General features: G+C 70.0%; 16 protein-coding genes. 8 read left to right on the top strand and 8 right to left on the bottom strand.

Features of this window, described 5'->3' with window-relative positions; translation table 11 throughout:
- The first annotated feature begins 39 nt into the window (after positions 1 to 39).
- Complete coding sequence (locus AMK34_RS28045; RefSeq protein ID WP_073847358.1) at positions 40 to 981, top strand: DMT family transporter; 942 nt, start codon at positions 40 to 42, stop codon at positions 979 to 981.
- Positions 978 to 1,322 carry a hypothetical protein gene (locus tag AMK34_RS28040; RefSeq protein WP_016331182.1) on the top strand — a complete coding sequence of 115 codons (345 nt, stop codon included), beginning with the start codon at positions 978 to 980 and terminating at the stop codon, positions 1,320 to 1,322. The genes AMK34_RS28045 and AMK34_RS28040 overlap by 4 nt, the downstream gene beginning before the upstream one ends.
- Positions 1,323 to 1,399: 77 nt before the next feature.
- Here the strand turns inward: AMK34_RS28040 and AMK34_RS28035 are convergent, their stop codons facing one another.
- From AMK34_RS28035 to AMK34_RS28025, 3 genes are read right to left on the bottom strand one after another with little or no spacing between them, the layout of a single operon-like run.
- Positions 1,400 to 1,774: a DUF4345 domain-containing protein gene (locus AMK34_RS28035; protein ID WP_073847357.1), complete on the bottom strand. Its 375-nt coding sequence runs from the start codon at positions 1,772 to 1,774 to the stop codon at positions 1,400 to 1,402.
- Positions 1,775 to 2,482 (bottom strand): response regulator, encoded by a 708-nt coding sequence (locus AMK34_RS28030; RefSeq protein WP_085939730.1) that lies wholly within the window; start codon positions 2,480 to 2,482, stop codon positions 1,775 to 1,777. It lies immediately after the preceding gene.
- Positions 2,483 to 2,489: 7 nt separating this feature from the next.
- A complete protein-coding gene (locus AMK34_RS28025; protein WP_038519655.1) occupies positions 2,490 to 3,845 on the bottom strand; it encodes an ATP-binding protein in 1,356 nt (451 codons plus the stop codon).
- 111 nt (positions 3,846 to 3,956) lie between these two features.
- On the opposite strand from AMK34_RS28025, the gene AMK34_RS28020 reads away from it, so the two are divergent.
- On the top strand, positions 3,957 to 5,228 hold the full coding sequence (locus tag AMK34_RS28020; protein ID WP_073847356.1) for a PspC domain-containing protein: 1,272 nt from the start codon (positions 3,957 to 3,959) through the stop codon (positions 5,226 to 5,228).
- Positions 5,221 to 5,463, top strand: coding sequence for a hypothetical protein (locus AMK34_RS28015; protein WP_038519661.1), 243 nt, complete (start codon positions 5,221 to 5,223; stop codon positions 5,461 to 5,463). Before AMK34_RS28020 ends, AMK34_RS28015 begins: the two co-directional genes overlap by 8 nt.
- A 296-nt stretch (positions 5,464 to 5,759) precedes the next feature.
- On the opposite strand, the gene guaA is transcribed toward AMK34_RS28015, so the two are convergent.
- Complete coding sequence (guaA, locus tag AMK34_RS28010; RefSeq protein ID WP_038519664.1) at positions 5,760 to 7,316, bottom strand: glutamine-hydrolyzing GMP synthase; 1,557 nt, start codon at positions 7,314 to 7,316, stop codon at positions 5,760 to 5,762.
- Positions 7,317 to 7,443: 127 nt separating this feature from the next.
- Here guaA and AMK34_RS28005 point away from each other — a divergent pair, with 127 nt between their 5' ends.
- The 3 genes from AMK34_RS28005 to AMK34_RS27995 are packed head-to-tail and all read left to right on the top strand — an operon-like array spanning position 7,444 to position 10,525.
- Complete coding sequence (locus tag AMK34_RS28005; protein ID WP_073847355.1) at positions 7,444 to 7,980, top strand: DinB family protein; 537 nt, start codon at positions 7,444 to 7,446, stop codon at positions 7,978 to 7,980.
- Positions 7,981 to 8,025: 45 nt separating this feature from the next.
- Positions 8,026 to 9,060 carry a zinc-dependent alcohol dehydrogenase family protein gene (locus tag AMK34_RS28000; RefSeq protein WP_073847354.1) on the top strand — a complete coding sequence of 345 codons (1,035 nt, stop codon included), beginning with the start codon at positions 8,026 to 8,028 and terminating at the stop codon, positions 9,058 to 9,060.
- 19 nt (positions 9,061 to 9,079) lie between these two features.
- Positions 9,080 to 10,525 carry an aldehyde dehydrogenase family protein gene (locus AMK34_RS27995; RefSeq protein WP_073847353.1) on the top strand — a complete coding sequence of 482 codons (1,446 nt, stop codon included), beginning with the start codon at positions 9,080 to 9,082 and terminating at the stop codon, positions 10,523 to 10,525.
- On the opposite strand, the gene AMK34_RS27990 is transcribed toward AMK34_RS27995, so the two are convergent.
- The 4 genes from AMK34_RS27990 to AMK34_RS27975 are packed head-to-tail and all read right to left on the bottom strand — an operon-like array spanning position 10,522 to position 14,852.
- Complete coding sequence (locus AMK34_RS27990) at positions 10,522 to 11,961, bottom strand: FAD-dependent oxidoreductase (protein WP_073847352.1); 1,440 nt, start codon at positions 11,959 to 11,961, stop codon at positions 10,522 to 10,524. The two genes, AMK34_RS27995 and AMK34_RS27990, sit on opposite strands and share 4 nt — an antisense overlap.
- A gap of 37 nt (positions 11,962 to 11,998) precedes the next feature.
- Positions 11,999 to 12,793, bottom strand: a complete 795-nt coding sequence (locus AMK34_RS27985; protein WP_038519676.1) for an ABC transporter ATP-binding protein — start codon at positions 12,791 to 12,793, stop codon at positions 11,999 to 12,001.
- A complete protein-coding gene (locus tag AMK34_RS27980; RefSeq protein WP_073847351.1) occupies positions 12,790 to 13,848 on the bottom strand; it encodes a FecCD family ABC transporter permease in 1,059 nt (352 codons plus the stop codon). The genes AMK34_RS27985 and AMK34_RS27980 overlap by 4 nt, the downstream gene beginning before the upstream one ends.
- Positions 13,845 to 14,852, bottom strand: a complete 1,008-nt coding sequence (locus AMK34_RS27975) for a FecCD family ABC transporter permease (protein ID WP_051972690.1) — start codon at positions 14,850 to 14,852, stop codon at positions 13,845 to 13,847. The genes AMK34_RS27980 and AMK34_RS27975 overlap by 4 nt, the downstream gene beginning before the upstream one ends.
- Positions 14,853 to 14,905: 53 nt before the next feature.
- Here AMK34_RS27975 and AMK34_RS27970 point away from each other — a divergent pair, with 53 nt between their 5' ends.
- The gene (locus AMK34_RS27970; RefSeq protein ID WP_174492070.1) at positions 14,906 to 15,889 is read left to right on the top strand and encodes an ABC transporter substrate-binding protein; all 984 of its coding nucleotides are present in this window, start codon (positions 14,906 to 14,908) and stop codon (positions 15,887 to 15,889) included.
- Positions 15,890 to 15,903: the final 14 nt, after the last annotated feature.

The following is a 15,903-nucleotide window of genomic DNA, read 5'->3' as shown; positions in this document are numbered from 1 at the left end:
GCCCGGCAAAGCTGGGCCAGGCACTTAAGGAGGACTGGGGTGGGCGAGACGAAGACCCTGCTGCGGATCGGCGCGCTGGCGCTCATGTGGGGATCGAGTTTCTTCTGGATCAAGCTGGGGCTCGGCGCGTTCACGCCGGTGCAGCTGGTGCTGGCGCGGGTGGCGCTCGGCGCGGCGGTGCTGATCGGGCTCTGCTATCTCGGCCGGGACAGGCTGCCGTCGGGACGGCGGATCTGGGGACACCTGGCCGTCGCGGCGTTCTTCCACAACGCGCTGCCGTTCCTGCTGTTCGCGTGGGGTGAGCTGACCGTCGATTCGGGGATCACCGGCGTGCTGAACTCGACGACGCCGCTGTGGGTGTTGCTGGCCGCTCCGATGATGGGCGCGCGGACGAAGATGACCGCGGTGCGGGTCACCGGGCTGGTCGCCGGGCTCGCCGGGATCCTGCTGATCTTCGCGCCGTGGGAGGCCTCCGGCCTGCTCAGCTGGGGCGCGCTGGCGTGCCTCGCGGCGGCCGCGAGCTACGGCTTCGCGTTCGTCTACGAGGGCAAGTACCTCACCGGCACCGGTGACTCGCCGATGTCGCTGGCCGGCGGGCAGATGCTGCTGGCGACCGGGTTCCTGCTGCTCGCGATGCCGATGGGCGGCTTCGAACCGGTGCACCTGAGCACCGGCGCGGTCGTCGCGGTGGTGATCCTGGGCATCGGGTCGACCGGGATCGCGTTCGCGCTGAACTACCAGCTCCTCGCGAGCGAGGGTGCCGTGGCGGCGTCGATCGTCGGCTACCTGCTGCCGGTGGTCTCGGTGCTGCTCGGCGCGGTGTTCCTTGCCGAGCCGCTGAACCTGCGGGTGATCGCGGGGATGGTCGTCGTGCTGGGCGGGGTCGCGCTGACCCGGCTCCGCCCGAGGGAGCAAGGGACCTTTGCTACCACTCCGCAGGTCGAGCGCCCTTTGGCCGCCGTCGACAAGGTCGCGCCATGACGGACACGACGACGCTGTGGCGCCCCACCGGACCCGTCGAGCTCGACCTCGTTCGCGAGTCGGGCTGGCGCGAGTGGCCGCCGAGACTGCCGGAGCAGCCCATCTTCTACCCGGTGCTGAACGAGGACTACGCGATCAAGATCGCCCGTGACTGGAACGTGCGCCACAGCGGCGCGGGCTTCGTGACACGGTTCGAGGTCGAGACGTCGTTCGTCGAGCGGTACCCCGTCCAGCAGGCGGGCGGGAAGACGATCCTGGAGCTCTGGGTCCCGGCCGAAGACCTCGCCGAGTTCAACACGCACATCGTGGGGAAGATCGAGGTCACCCACGAATTCCGCTGACCTGCGTTTCGCGGGCTAATCGCGACGCGGTGGGGCCTGGGGGCTCGCCGGATCGCGTTTAGCCCGCGAAACGCAGGTCAGGGCGTCAGGGTCGCGAGGATGAGCAGGGCGGCGAGGACGATCTCGACCCAGAAGTAGAGCCAGCTCGGGTAGAACCGCTCGGGCCGTTCCGCGAACCGCGCGACCAGCCTTCCGAAGGCCATCCCGGCGAGCGCGACGGCCACCGCGATCGCGACACCCCGCTGGATCCCGCCGACGTCGAAAGCCGCGAACCCGAGCAGCACCGCGACAGCCACCCCGAAGCCGCCGTAGACGGCCCGCACTTCGGTCCGCGCCGTCGCCGACTCCAGCGAGATGCCGAACGGCCGGATCAGCCGCTTCGGCGCGGCGAGCCCGAGCAGGCCCATGCCCAGGAAGAACACGGCCACCAGGCCGAGGAGAACAGGCGCCACCTAGACGAGACGCCGGTCGGAAGCCCAGCGCGAAAGCTCGTACCGGTTCGACAGCTGCGTCTTCCGCAGGACGCTCGACACATGGGTCTCGACGGTCTTCACCGAGATGAACAGCTCCGACGCGATCTCCTTGTACGCGTACCCGCGCGCGAGCAGCCGCAGCACGTCGCGTTCCCGCGGGGTCAGCAGGTCGAGATCCGGGTCGCTGATCGGCGCGGAACCCGGCCGGTCGGCGAACGCGTCGAGCACGAACCCGGCCAGCCGCGGCGAGAACACCGCGTCCCCGTCCGAGACCCGCACGACGGCGCGCACGAGCTCCTTCGACGAGATCGTCTTCGTGACATACCCCCGCGCCCCCGCGCGGATCACGGCGATCACGTCCTCCGCGGCGTCGGAGACCGACAGCGCGAGGAACACGACGTCCGGCAGTTCCGGCCGGACCCGGCGCAGCACCTCGGCGCCGCCACCGTCCGGCATGTGCACGTCGAGCAGCACGACCTGCGGTTTGGTCCGGGCGATACCCGCGACCGCCTCGGCGACCGAGCCCGCCTCACCGACCACGCGGACGTCGTCGGTGATCGAGTCCAATTCGGTGCGCACACCCGCCCGGAAGAGCGCGTGGTCATCGACGAGGAAGACCTTGACCGGCTCCCGCGTCTGCTGGTTCTCCGTCACGATGCTCCCTCGCTCGCCCTGTCCCGTGAGCATAGCGACCTCACGCCGCACCCTTCCCCGCCTTGACCGGCATCTCCAGCTGGACCTCGGTTCCTTCACCCGGCGCGGTACGCAGTTTCAGCTTCCCGCCGTGCCGTTCCATCCGCCCCCGGATGGAATCGGCGAGGCCGTGCCGGTCGCTCGGCACGACGTCGGGGTCGAACCCCTTGCCCCGGTCGCGCACGAACACGGTGACCGCTGTCGGCTCGACCTCGGCGTACACGCTGACCTCGTCGACGCCCGCGTGCTTGGCGGCGTTCACGATCGCTTCGCGCGCCGCCTGGACCAGCGCGGTCAGCGGCTCGTTCAACGTCGCCTCCCCCACGACGACCTGCTGCACCGAGATCGCGAACGCGTCTTCGACCTCGCCGCACGCGGCCGCGAGCACTTCGGACAGCTGACCGCTGACGGCCTCTTCCTCGGTCTTCTTGCTCTTGCCGTACCCCGACGGCCCGTACAACCAGCCACGCAGCTCGCGTTCCTGACCGCGCGCGAGCCTGGCGACCTCGCGCGGCGATTCCGCCTGTTTCTGGATCAGCGCGAGGGTCTGGAGGACCGAGTCGTGCAGATGCGCGGCGATCTCGGCGCGTTCGTCGGTGCGGATGCGGGCGGTGCGCTCGTCGGACAGGTCGCGGACCAGGCGCAGCCAGAACGGGACGGTCAGCACGGCGACGCCGAACAGCGTCGCGATCACGGCGACCAGCGCGAATTTGACCTGGTCGATGCTGCCGCTCTCCAGGACGACGACGCCGATGCCGGTCATCACCAGCGCGACACCGGCGACCAGGCGGATCGCGGCCGACCAGCCCCCGCCGCCGAGGAACGCCGTGGCGACTCCACCCTTGGCGCTGATACGCCAACGCCGCCGCTGCGATTCGTCGGCCTCGCGCCAGACGACGGCCGCACCGATCATCGCCAGCGCCAGCGGGATGGCGACCCAGCCGCTGATCAGACCGGTCAGCGTGCCACTGGCGACGGCGAGGCCGACACCCAGCGCGATGAGCCCGAAGGCCTGCTGCTTCTCCTTCGGCGCGGACTTCTCCGGCTCGGCCTCGCCGGATCGCTGCTGGACGAACACCCAGAGCAGGCCGTAGGCGAGCAGGCCAACGCCGTTCAGGGCGGCCAGCAACGCGAACGCGATCCGGACCCAGAGCACCTTGACGCCGAGGTGGTCGGCGAGGCCGCCGGCGACGCCCGCGATGGCGCGGCCGGAACGGCGGCGATACATCTTGGGCGGCTCGAACGGTGCCGGGGACAGGCTGCCGGGAACGGGCACCGGAGTGCGCTCGATGATCGTCGGCTTCACCTGTCCGGCGAGGTCGTTGGGGGCGGATTCCTGCACGTTCTCCATGGTCACACGGAGTGGGATACTGATCCATCGGGGAAACCCCTGACTCTTCCCGCTGGGGGAAACCTCAGGGGAGTTCCCGGATGTGGCGAGGGCCGGCCGGGGCGCATTCTTTGTGGCATGAGTGGGAGTGAGACACAGGTTCCGAAGCGCGGCCCCGCGGCCGGCTTCGAGGAGACCGTCAAGGATTTCTGGCGGAGCAGGCCGGTCCGGCCGGTACACGGCCGCAAGTTCGCCGGCGTCGCCGCGGGCATCGGCTACCGGTACGGCATCGACCCGACCGTGGTCCGTGTCGCGCTGGTCGCCGCGACGGTGTTCGGCGGGTTCGGCGTCTTCGTCTATCTGCTGGGCTGGCTGTTCCTGCCGCAGGAAGGCGACCGCGTTTCCGCGTTCGAGGGCCTGATCGGCCGGGGTCGCGCGTCGAGTTCGCCGGCGTTCGCGGTGCTGCTGCTGATCCTGCTGTTCCCCGGTCTCACCTGGACCTTGAGCGGCGGCTGGATGACCGACGGCACCGGGCTGATCGGTTTCGCGCTGATGGCCGTCGCGCTGTACCTGCTGCACCGCAACCGCGGCCAGTTCAACCGGCCGTCGATGCCCACCCCGGCTCAGCCCGCCGCCGCGTTCTCGATGGCGTCGGCGTCGGCCGCCTCCGCTTCGACGGCGACCGAGGGTGGCTGGGACCCGCTCGCGGCCGACCCGTCCGCTTGGGATCTGCCGAACGCCTCGCCGTCCGGCGGCATGCCGCCGCAGACCCCTCCGCCGCCGCCCGCGCCGCCGATGCCCCGTCGCCGCAAGTCGAAGATCGGCGCCGCGACCTTCGGGATCGCCGTGCTGGTCGGCGGAGTCGGCACCGTCCTCGGCCTGGACGGTGAGCCGTGGTTCACCATGCAGCACGTCGTCGGACTCACCCTGGCCGTGGTCGGTATCGGGCTGGTGGCCGGTTCGTTCGTGCGAGGCGGTCGCGGCCTGATCGGGCTCGCGGTGCCGCTGGCGATCGTCGGGATGGCGCTGACCACGGTGCCGTTCGAGAACTTCTCGGTCAAAGGCGGCGTCGGCGACCTGACGGCGACACCCGTCCAGGTGTCCGAGGTGCTGCCGGAGTACCACCGCTCGGCGGGGAACATCGACGTCGACCTGACCAAGCTGCCGGCGGGCGCTTCGGTGACCACGAAGGTCTCCAACGGTGCGGGCAACTCGACGGTGCTCGTGCCGGCGGGAGCCGAAGTGAAGGTCTCGTGCGAGACGGGCGCCGGGGACATCGACTGCCTCGGCCAGTCCCGCTCGGGGGTGGGCGAGGAAGTCATCGACTTCACCTCGCCGGGGTCCAACGGGCAGAAGATCACTGTGAAGGTCGAGAACGGTGTCGGGAACGTGGAGGTGCGTCGTGGCTGAGTACGACTACGACAACTACGACAGCACGCAGACCCAGGCGGCTCAGCCGGCGAAGCGCGGGGTGGACGTCATCACCCTGATCGTCGGGATCGCGACGCTGCTGGTGTCGGGTTACGTCCTCTCGGACGGCTCCACGTGGCTCCCTCAGTTCGACTTCCGGTGGATCATGGCGGGCGGGGCGATCTTCGTCGGCGTCCTGCTTCTCGCCGCTTCGCTGCGCAAGAGCCGCCGCTAGCGGCGCCGCTGACGCTCCACCCCACTCCGAAGGCCCCGGCCCCTCGCCGGGGCCTTCGCCTTGCTCCGCCCCCTCCCGCGCCGACCTGCGTTTCGCGGGCTAAACGCGATCCGGCGTCGCCACCGTGCCCACCCCCGCCGACCTGCGTTTCGCCCCCTAATCGCGATCCGGGGCCGCGGCGGGTGCCCCAGGCCCCAGAACGCAGTTCGCGGGCTAAACGCGATCCGGTCGCCTGGGTGCCCCCAGGACGGACAGATCGCGATTAGCCCGCGAAACGCAGGTCGGGACGGGAGCGGTCACTCCCACTCGATGGTGCCCGGCGGCTTGGACGTGACGTCCAGGACCACCCGGTTCACCTCGGCGACCTCGTTGGTGATGCGGGTCGAGATCCGCTCCAGGACCTCGTACGGCAACCGCGTCCAGTCCGCGGTCATCGCGTCCTCGGACGACACCGGCCGCAGCACGATCGGGTGCCCGTAGGTCCGCCCGTCGCCCTGGACACCGACGCTGCGGACGTCGGCCAGCAGCACCACCGGGCACTGCCAGATCTCGCCGTCGAGCCCGGCCGCGGTGAGCTCTTCGCGCGCGATGGCGTCCGCCGCGCGCAACGTCTCGAGCCGCTCGGCGTCGACGGCGCCGATGATCCGGATGCCGAGCCCCGGGCCGGGGAACGGCTGCCGCTGCACGATCGTCTCCGGCAGCCCGAGCTCCAGCCCGACGCGCCGCACCTCGTCCTTGAACAGCAGTCGCAGCGGCTCGACGAGCTCGAACTGCAGGTCGTCGGGCAGCCCGCCGACGTTGTGGTGGCTCTTGATGTTCGCCGCGCCCTCGCCGCCGCCGGACTCGACGACGTCCGGGTACAGCGTGCCCTGGACCAGGAACTTGTAGTCGCCCTCGGCCTTGAGGTCGCGCTCGGCCTGCTCGAACACGCGGATGAACTCGCGGCCGATGATCTTGCGCTTCTCCTCGGGGTCGGTGACCCCGGCCAGCGCGTCGAGGAACCGGTCGCGCGCGTCGACGGTCACCAGGTTGACCCCGGTCGCGGCGACGAAATCGCGTTCGACCTGGGTGCGCTCGCCCGAGCGCAGCAGACCGTGGTCGACGAACACGCAGGTCAGCCGGTCACCGATGGCCCGCTGGACCAGCGCGGCGGCCACGGCGGAGTCGACGCCGCCGGACAGCCCGCAGATCGCCCGGCCGTCGCCGACCTGCTCGGCGATGCGCTTGACCTGGTCGTCGACGATGGACGACGTCGTCCACTGCGGCTTGATGCCCGCGATGTCGTGCAGGAAGCGGCGGAGCACCTCCTGGCCGTGCGGCGAGTGGTGCACCTCGGGGTGGTACTGGACGCCGGCGAAGCGGCGCTCGACGTCTTCGAACCCGGCGACGGCGGCGCCGTCACTCGAAGCGGTCACGGTGGCGCCCTCGGGGGCCTTGGTGACGCTGTCGTTGTGGCTCATCCACGCGGGCTGGTTGCTCGGGAGACCGGCGTGCAGGACGCCACCTTCACCGGCGACGCGGACCTCGGTGCGGCCGAACTCGCGGATCCCGGTCGGCTCGACGGTGCCGCCGAGGGCCTGCGCGAGCACCTGGTGGCCGTAGCAGATGCCGAGGATCGGCACGCCCGCGTCGACCAGCCCGGGGGCGAGGGCGGGCGCGTTCTCCGCGTACACGCTGGAAGGACCACCGGAAAGGATGATCGCGGAAGGGTCCTTGGCGAGGATGTCCTCGGCGGTGGCGGTGTGCGGGACGACCTCGGAATAGACCTGCGCCTCACGCACGCGGCGCGCGATCAGTTGCGCGTACTGCGCCCCGAAGTCCACGACGAGTACCGGACCGGTGGGACTGGGCACCTGAAACCTCCAGATCAGAGCAGTACGCTTCCCCACCATCGTCCCAGGTGGGCCCGGTCACCCCGCCGCCAACCCCCTCACGATTCAGGACAGCGGATGACCGCGAGGCGGCCTAGCGTCCGGGGACATGGGCATCGACTGGAGCAAGGAACTCTCCGAACAGCTCGACTGGCACTGGACGAACCACCTGCGCCCTCGGCTGGAGACCCTCACCGACGACGAATACCTCTGGGAACCCGTCGAGGACTGCTGGACGGTGAGGCCGGGTGAAAACGGCGACGTCACTATCGACTGGGCGTATCCGGAGCCGTCCCCGCCGCCGGTGACGACGATCGCCTGGCGCCTCGCGCACATCATCGTCGGCGTCTTCGGGATGCGGACCGCGTCGCACTTCGGCGGCCCGCCCGTCGACTATCAGACCTTCCCCTACGCAGCCTCCGCCAAAGAAGCGCTGGAGCAGCTCGACGACGCCTACGCGCGCTGGCGTGACGGCGTCCGCGCCCTCACCGCCGAAGGCCTCGAACGCCCCTGCGGCGAGGCTGAGGGCCCGTACGCGGAGTACCCCTTCGCGGCCCTCGTCCTGCATATCAACCGGGAGGCCATCCACCACAGCGCCGAAATCCTCCTGCTGCGCGACCTCCACCGATCGCGTTTAGCGGGCTAAACGCGACGCGCCCATACTGGGGGCCAGCCGAGGAAAGGACCCGTCGTGCGAGCGACTCTCATCTACGGCGCCGGTGACGTGCGCGTCGAGACCGTCCCGGACCCGAAGCTGAGCGAACCGACCGACGCCCTCCTCCGCGTCGTCCGCTCCTGCATCTGCGGCAGCGACCTCTGGCCGTACGGCAGCATGCCCGCACGCGACCGCGGCGTCCGGATCGGACACGAGTTCCTCGGCCTCGTCGAGGCCGTCGGCTCCGACGTCACCACGCTCAAGCCGGGAGACCTGGCCGTCGCGCCCTTCGTCTACTCCGACAACACGTGCCAGTTCTGCCGCGAAGGCCTCCACACCTCCTGTCTGCACGGCGGCAACTGGGGCGCGAAGGGCGTCGACGCCGGTCAGGGCGAGGCCGTCCGCGTCCCGCAGGCCGACGGCACGCTGGTGAAACTGCCGCACACCGAGGACGACGACCTGCTCGCCTCGTTCCTCACGCTCTCCGATGTGTTCGCGACCGGCCACCACGCGGCGGTCAAGGCGGGCGTGAACGAGCGCACCACCGTCACCGTCATCGGTGACGGCGCCGTCGGTCTCTCCGCAGTGCTCGCGGCGAAACGCCTCGGCGCCGAGCGCATCATCCTGATGGGCCGCCACCGGACCCGCACGGACCTGGGCCGTGAGTTCGGCGCGACAGACGTCGTAGCCGAGCGCGGCGACGAAGGCATCGAGAAGGTGCGAGAGCTGACACGCGGCGAAGGCACGCACACCGTCCTCGAATGCGTCGGCACGAAGCCCGCCTTCGAGATGGGGGTCGGTGCTGTCCGCCCCGGCGGCACGGTGAGCCGCGTCGGCGTGCCGCAGTACGCCGAGGGCCCGATCGGCCCCGCGCTCTTCCGCCGCAACATCACCGTCACCGGCGGCGTCGCCCCGGCCCGCCACTACATCCCCGAACTGCTCGAAGACGTCGTCGAGGGCAAGTACCAGCCCGGCAAGGTCTTCGACCGGACCATCGGGCTCGAAGAGGTCCCCGACGGCTACCGTGCGATGGCCGACCGCGAGGCGCTCAAGGTGCTCGTCAAACCCTGACTGGAATACCTTGTCACCCATGGACATGATCACCCCGGAGCCGCGCCCCGCCTGGATCGCCGGACGCCCCGAGCAGGGCGCTTCGACGCTCACCGTGCACCACCCCTTCGACGGAAGCGAAGTCGCCACCGTCGCGGTGCCCGGCCCTGATCAGGTCGAGCGAGCGGTGAGCGCGGCGGCGAGTGTCGCGAAGGAGTTCCGGCGTTCCTCGGCGCACAGCCGCGCCGCGGCGCTCGACCACGTTTCGCGGGTCATCGCGGGCCGGGCCGAGGAGATCGCCGAGGTCATCACCGCCGAGAACGGCAAGCCGCTCAAATGGGCCGAGGCCGAGGTGCGGCGCGCGGTGTCGGTGTTCCGGATCGCCGCCGAGGAGGCCCGCCGGTTCAGCGGTGATCTGCAGCGGCTGGACACCGACCCGGCGGGCGAAGGCAGGCTGGCGCTCACCCGCCGTGTCCCCCGCGGCCCGGTGCTGGGGATCGCGCCGTTCAACTTCCCGCTGAACCTGGTGGCGCACAAGGTCGCGCCGTCGCTCGCGGTCGGCGCGCCGATCATCGTCAAACCCGCCCCTCGGACGCCGCTCGCCGCGCTGATCCTCGGTGAGATCCTGGCCGAGACCGACCTGCCGGAGGGCGCGTTCTCGGTGCTGCCGCTCGGCAACGAGGAGACGTCGGCGCTGGTCGCGGATCCCCGGCTGCCGGTCGTGTCGTTCACCGGTTCGGGTCCGGTCGGCTGGTCGATCGCGGACGCCGCGCCGCGCAAGCACGTCGTGCTCGAACTCGGCGGCAACGCGGCCGCCGTCGTGCTCCGCGACTGGCCGGATCCCGAGGGCGCGGCGGAGCGGATCGCGACCTTCGGCAACTACCAGGCCGGGCAGTCCTGTATCGCCGTGCAACGCGTCATCGTCGAACGCGAGGTCGCCGAAGAGTTCGTGCCCGCCTTGGTGGAAGCCGTGAAGGCCCAGCGCACCGGCGACCCGTACGACAAGAACACCGACGTGGGCCCGGTCGTCGACGAGGCCGCCGCGGAGCGGATCGTGGCCTGGATCGACGAAGCCGTCGCCGCGGGCGCGAAGATCCTCACCGGTGGCAAGCGTGACGGAGCCACGGTGGAGCCGACCGTGCTCACCGACGTCCCACCGTCCACAAAGGCCTGGGCGGAGGAGATCTTCGGCCCGGTACTCGCGGTGTCCATTGTGGATGGTGTCGACGAGGCTTTCGCGTCGGTCAACGAATCCGCCTACGGCTTGCAGGCCGGCGTGTTCACCCGCGACGTCCATCTCGCCTTCTACGCCTCGACGGAACTCGAAGTCGGCGGCGTGATCATCGGCGACGTCCCGTCCTACCGAGCGGACCAGATGCCGTACGGCGGCGTCAAGGGATCGGGCGTCGGCAGGGAAGGCGTTCTCGCCGCGATGAACGACCTCACCGAGGAACGGGTCACCGTCTTCACCGGCATCGACCTCTAATCCGGGGTGACAGCCTGCGCGAAACCGAAGACCTTGTCCGGGTCGTAGGTTTTGGCCACCTGCTTGAGGCGGGTGGCATTGCCGCCGTAGTACGCCGTCATCCAGTCGGGCAGGGCGGGGTCGATGTAGTTGACGTAGCCCCCGCCCAGCCCGAGCCCCGTCACCACTTCCGCGACGGAACCCGTTGCCGCGGAACGGTTACGCGTGTCCGCCTGACTGTAGATCTGCACACTGCCGATCGCCTTCCGGTGCCAGAACGCGGTGGCGTCCGGTGCGACGTCGGCGACGGCGCCGCCGAGACCGTCGACCAGGAGATCCATTCCGCGCCTGCCCTTGAGCACGGACGTCAGCTTCGCGGGATCGGCCGGTTCTTCGAGTATTCGCGATGAGGCCACAAAGGACTGTCGGCTTTCGCTGCCGGAGAAGTACTTCATCGCACCGAGATAGTCGAGCTGCTTCACCGAACGCGTCGCACCGGGGAATCCGTCCAGCAGCTTGCCCAAGGAGGCGGAATCGCCGACGTAGCAACCAGCGATGCGCGCGCCGACCGGCGATCCCCCGGACAGCACGACGTTCGCCCACAACTCCGGCGGCGCTTCGGGAAGCCACTGCTGCCACTCGGCGAGCACGTCGTTCGCGCTCCCGGCCGGGAATCGCAGGGAGAACACCGAAACGGCCGAAGGCGCCGGGTCGGTGCGAAAGGTGAACGAAGTGACGATCCCGAAGTTGCCGCCTCCCCCGCCGCGCAACGCCCAGAACAGCTCGGGTTCGGAATCCGCCGATGCCGTCCGGAGTTTCCCGTCCGCCGTGACGACTCGCGCGGACACCAGGTGATCACAGGTGAGACCGTATTTCCGGGCGAGGACACCGATTCCGCCGCCGAGCGTCAGCCCGGCGATCCCGACGCTGGGGCAGGAACCCGCGGGAAGGCAACGTCCCGCGGCGCCGAGCGTCGCGTAGACGTCCTTCAGCTTCGCACCCGCGCCGATCACGACCTGTTCACCTTGGACGTCCACTGAGGACATTCCGCCGAGGTCGATCATCAGGCCACCGTCGGGAACCGAGTAGCCGGCGTAACTGTGGCCACCACTACGAGCGGCGATCGGAACCCGCCGTGCAGCTGCGGAAACCGCTTCCTGCACGTCCTCGGGTTTGACGCATTTCGCGATCGCGGCGGGCTTGAGCCCGTCGAAAGCCGGATTGAACACGCGTTTGGCGTTGTCGTAACCGGAATCCCCCGGCAGGAGAAGGGAGATCTTGTTCCGCAGCGCGGCCCAGTCCGGCGGACCGGACGGCGGCGTGACACCGGTGCTCGGCGGCAGCGACGTGCCGGGCGCGGAACTGGGCGCCTGCGCGGGAGGCGCGGCCGAGCACGCCGTCGCGGCCGCTCCGGCCACGGTCGCACCGGCGAGTTTGAGGAACGCCCTTCTCTCCATGCCCGTTAGACGCGTAGCGGACGGGCAGGTTGCGACGCTACGCCCGAAGGTGTGCGCTCACCGGCACGACCAGCGGTGTGCCGGACACCGGATCCTCCATGACCTTCGCCGACAGGCCGAAGATCTCGTCGAGGAGCGGTTCGGTGAGGACCTCCGCGGGTGGGCCCTGCGCGACGATCCGGCCGTCGCGCATCGCGACCAGCTTGTCCGCGTACCTGGCGGCGAGGTTCAGATCGTGCAGCACCATCACCACGGTGGTTCCGCGTTCCTTGTGCAGCCGGTACACCAGGTCCAGCACGTCGATCTGGTGCGCGAGGTCGAGGTAGGTGATGGGCTCGTCGAGCAGGAGCAGCCCGGTCTCCTGGGCCAACGTCATCGAGATCCACGCCCGTTGCCGCTGCCCGCCGGAAAGCTGGTCCACGACCCGGCCCGCGTACTCGTCCATCCCGGTCAGCCGCAGCGCCCGCTCGATCGCCTCGTCGTCGGAGGACGACCACTGCCGGTACCAGCTCTGGTGCGGATGCCGTCCGCGCCGGACCAGGTCGGAGACGGTCAGCCCTTCGGGAGCGGACGGCGTCTGCGGCAACAGGCCGATGATCTTGGCGACCTCACGGGTCGGCAGCTTGTCGATCCGCTCTCCGTCCAGCAGGACCGCGCCCTGGCGTGGCTTGAGCAACCTCGCCAGCGCACGCAGCAAAGTGGACTTTCCGCAGCCGTTGGGGCCGATGATCGCGGTGACGGTCCCGTCGAGGACGTCGAGGTCGAGCCCGGTCACGACGGGCGTTTCGCCGTAACCGAGTTCCAGTTCCCGGGCACGCAGTCTGGCGTTCACGCGCGCTCCTCCTTACGGCTGCGGATGAACAGGAAGATCAGATACGGCGCACCGAGGATCGCCGTCAGCACACCGACCGGGAGCCCCGACAGGACCGGTGTCACGCGCACCACGAAGTCCGCGCCGACGGTCAGCAGCGCACCGAGGAGCATCGATCCGAACAGTGGCGGCTGCGCCGAGCGGACCAGCCTCAAGGCGATCTGCGGGGTGGCCAGCGCGACGAAGGTGATGGGCCCGGCGGCCGCGGTGGCGACGGCGGCCAGTGCCGCGGCGAGCAGCAGCAGGGAACCCCGCGCCGCGTCGACCCGGATGCCGAGACCGCGCGCGGTGTCGTCGCCGAACTGCAGCCCGCCGATGGTGTGCCCGGCGATCAGCGTGACGGGCGCGAGCACGGCCAGCGCGAGCAGGACCGGGCCGACCGATTCCCAGCCGACGTCGGCGAGGCTGCCCACGATCCACGTCGTCGCGCGCGCGGCGTTGTCGACGTCTCCGACGGTCAGCAGCCAGTACACGAGGTTGTAGCCGACGGCGGACAGCGCGATACCGATCAGGACGAGGCGGTAGCCGTCGATCCCGCGCCGCCACGAAAGCGCGTACAGCAGGATTCCCGCGATCACGCCGCCCGCCAGCCCGGCGAGCGGGACGCCCAGCGTGCTCGCCAGGCCGCTGACCTGGCCGCCCGTGCCGCCGGCCACGATCACGCCGACCGCGCCGACACCCGCGCCCCAGGTGATCCCGAGGATGTCCGGGCTGGCCAGCGGATTCCGGGCGATCGTCTGGAACAGCGCACCCGAGAGGCCGAGCGCGGCGCCGACGCCGATCGCGGTCAGCGTGCGCGGCATCCGCAGGTCGAAGATGATCCCGCGTTCCCGCGTGGTGCCACCGCCGAACAGCGTATTCAAGACGTCGCCGAGGCCGATGTGGGAGGTGCCGATGCCGATGTTCAGCGCCGCGACCAATACCAGCGCGATCGCCGCGAGGGTCGCGACGGCGAGTGTCCTCGGCCGGACCGTCCAGGCCGCCGGGCCGAACGAGATCACCTTGGGAGCGGTCATATCCGTGCCAGGCCCTTCTTGCGGACGAGGTGGACGAACACCGGCACGCCGAGCACCGCCAGCATGATGCCGACCTCCAGGCTGTCCGAGGCGACGACGCGGCCGAGGAGATCGGCGGCGAGCAGCAGGATCGCGCCGAGCACCGCCGAGAACGGCACCAGCCAGCGGTAGTCGGGTCCGCTGATCGCCCGCGCGAAATGCGGGACGAGCAGGCCCAGGAACGCGATCGGCCCGCAGGCGGCGACGGCGGCGCCGGTCAGCAGTGTGATCGCGGCGACCCCGAGCAATCGCGTCCGGCCGACCCGCCGGCCGAGCGCGACGGCGACGTCGTCACCGAGCGCGAGGGTGTTCATGCCAGGGGTGTTGATCACCGCGAGGAGCAGGCCCGCGGCAACGAACGGGGCGATCTGGCCGATCATCGCGGGGTCCCGGCCCGCGATCGAACCCACGTGCCAGAAGCGGTACGTCTCCATCCCCCTGTCGTCGCCGAGGACGATCGCGGAGATGACGCCGTTGAGCAGGGCGCTCACCGCGGCTCCCGCCAGCGCGAGCGTCACCGGTGTGGCGCCGCGGCCGCCGACGGCGCCGAGCAGGAACACGACGGCGCTCGCGACGAGAGCGCCCGCGAAGCCGAACCAGATGAACGCGTAGAGGTCGTCGATGCCCAGCACGACGACGGCGAGCACCACCGCGAACGCCGCGCCCTGGGTGACACCGAGCAGGCCGGGGTCCGCGAGCGGATTACGGGTGTGTCCCTGCATGAGCGCACCGGCCGCGCCGAGCGCGAGTCCCGCCAGGACACCGAGCAGCGTGCGCGGCACCCGCAACGAACGGACGATCAGGTGATCCGGCACCCCCGCGGGATGGAAGATCGCGTCCCACACCACACCCAACGGAATCGAACGCGCACCGAGGGCGACGCTCGCGACGCAGATCACAGCCAGAAGAGTGAGGAGCAGGGCTCCCGCTGTCGCCTTTCCAACACGAACTTCCACTGTGGACATCCGCCATCCTATGCTCCGGTTAGGAAAGCCTAACCGCACAGAAAGAGTGACCCATGACCCCACCCCGGCGCGCAGCCGTCGCCTTCGCCGTGACCGCCTGCCTGGCACTCTCCGCATGCGGTGGCGGGGCTCAGGAATCCGCCTCCACCGGCACCGGCCAAAGTGGATTCCCGCGCACCGTCGAACACGTGATGGGGTCGACCACGATCGACAAGCAGCCCGCCACCGTCGCCGCGCTGGACTCCAGCTACGTCGACGCGACGCTGGCGCTCGAGACGAAGGTCGTGGCGTACACCAAATATCGCAACTACGACAAGCTGCCGGACTACCTGGGCGACGACCGCAAGTACGCCGAGGGCGCCAAGGAGATCGGCGCGCTGGAAAGCCCGGACATCGAGCAGCTGTACGACATCAAGCCGGATCTGATCGTTTCGGCGAAGGTGCGTCACGAGAAGTTCTACGCCGAGTTCGGCAAGGTCGCGCCCACGGTGTTCAGCCAGACCACCGGCGCCACCTGGAAGGACAACATCCGGATGCTCGGCAAGGCGCTGGGCAAGGAAGCCTTGGCGGAGCAGAAGATCAAGGCTTACGAGGAGCGGGCCCGCAAGGTCGGCGACGCGATCAAGGCCAAGCTCGGCAAGCCCGCCGCGGTCTCGGTGGTCCGCTTCGTCGAAGGCGAGCCGACCGTGCGGCTCTACAGCAGCGCGTCGTTCCCCGGGACCGTGATGGCGGACGCCGGTTTCCAGCGGCCCGCCGGACAGCCGGACAACAAGACGAAGATCTCCAACGACCTGAGCCAGGAAGAGATCGGGAAACTCGACGCCGAAGCGATCTTCGTCGCCACCTACGCCGACGAGACCAAGCAGGCCGAAAGCCCCAAGACGAAGTTCCAGTCGAACCCACTTTGGGGCACCCTCAAGGGAAAGGTGATCGACGTCAACGACACCACGTGGTTCACGTCGGTCAGCCTGCAGGGCGCGCACGCCATGCTGGACGACATCGCGAAGCAGTTCGGCGTGGACTCGTTCCGCGCTTAGTCCTTTGTGGACCG

It is taken from the genome of Amycolatopsis sp. CB00013 (assembly GCF_001905755.1).
GTDB classification, from domain to species: domain Bacteria; phylum Actinomycetota; class Actinomycetes; order Mycobacteriales; family Pseudonocardiaceae; genus Amycolatopsis; species Amycolatopsis japonica.
Note: the sequence above shows the minus strand (reverse complement) of the source record. Positions and strands in the feature narration are given on the sequence as shown.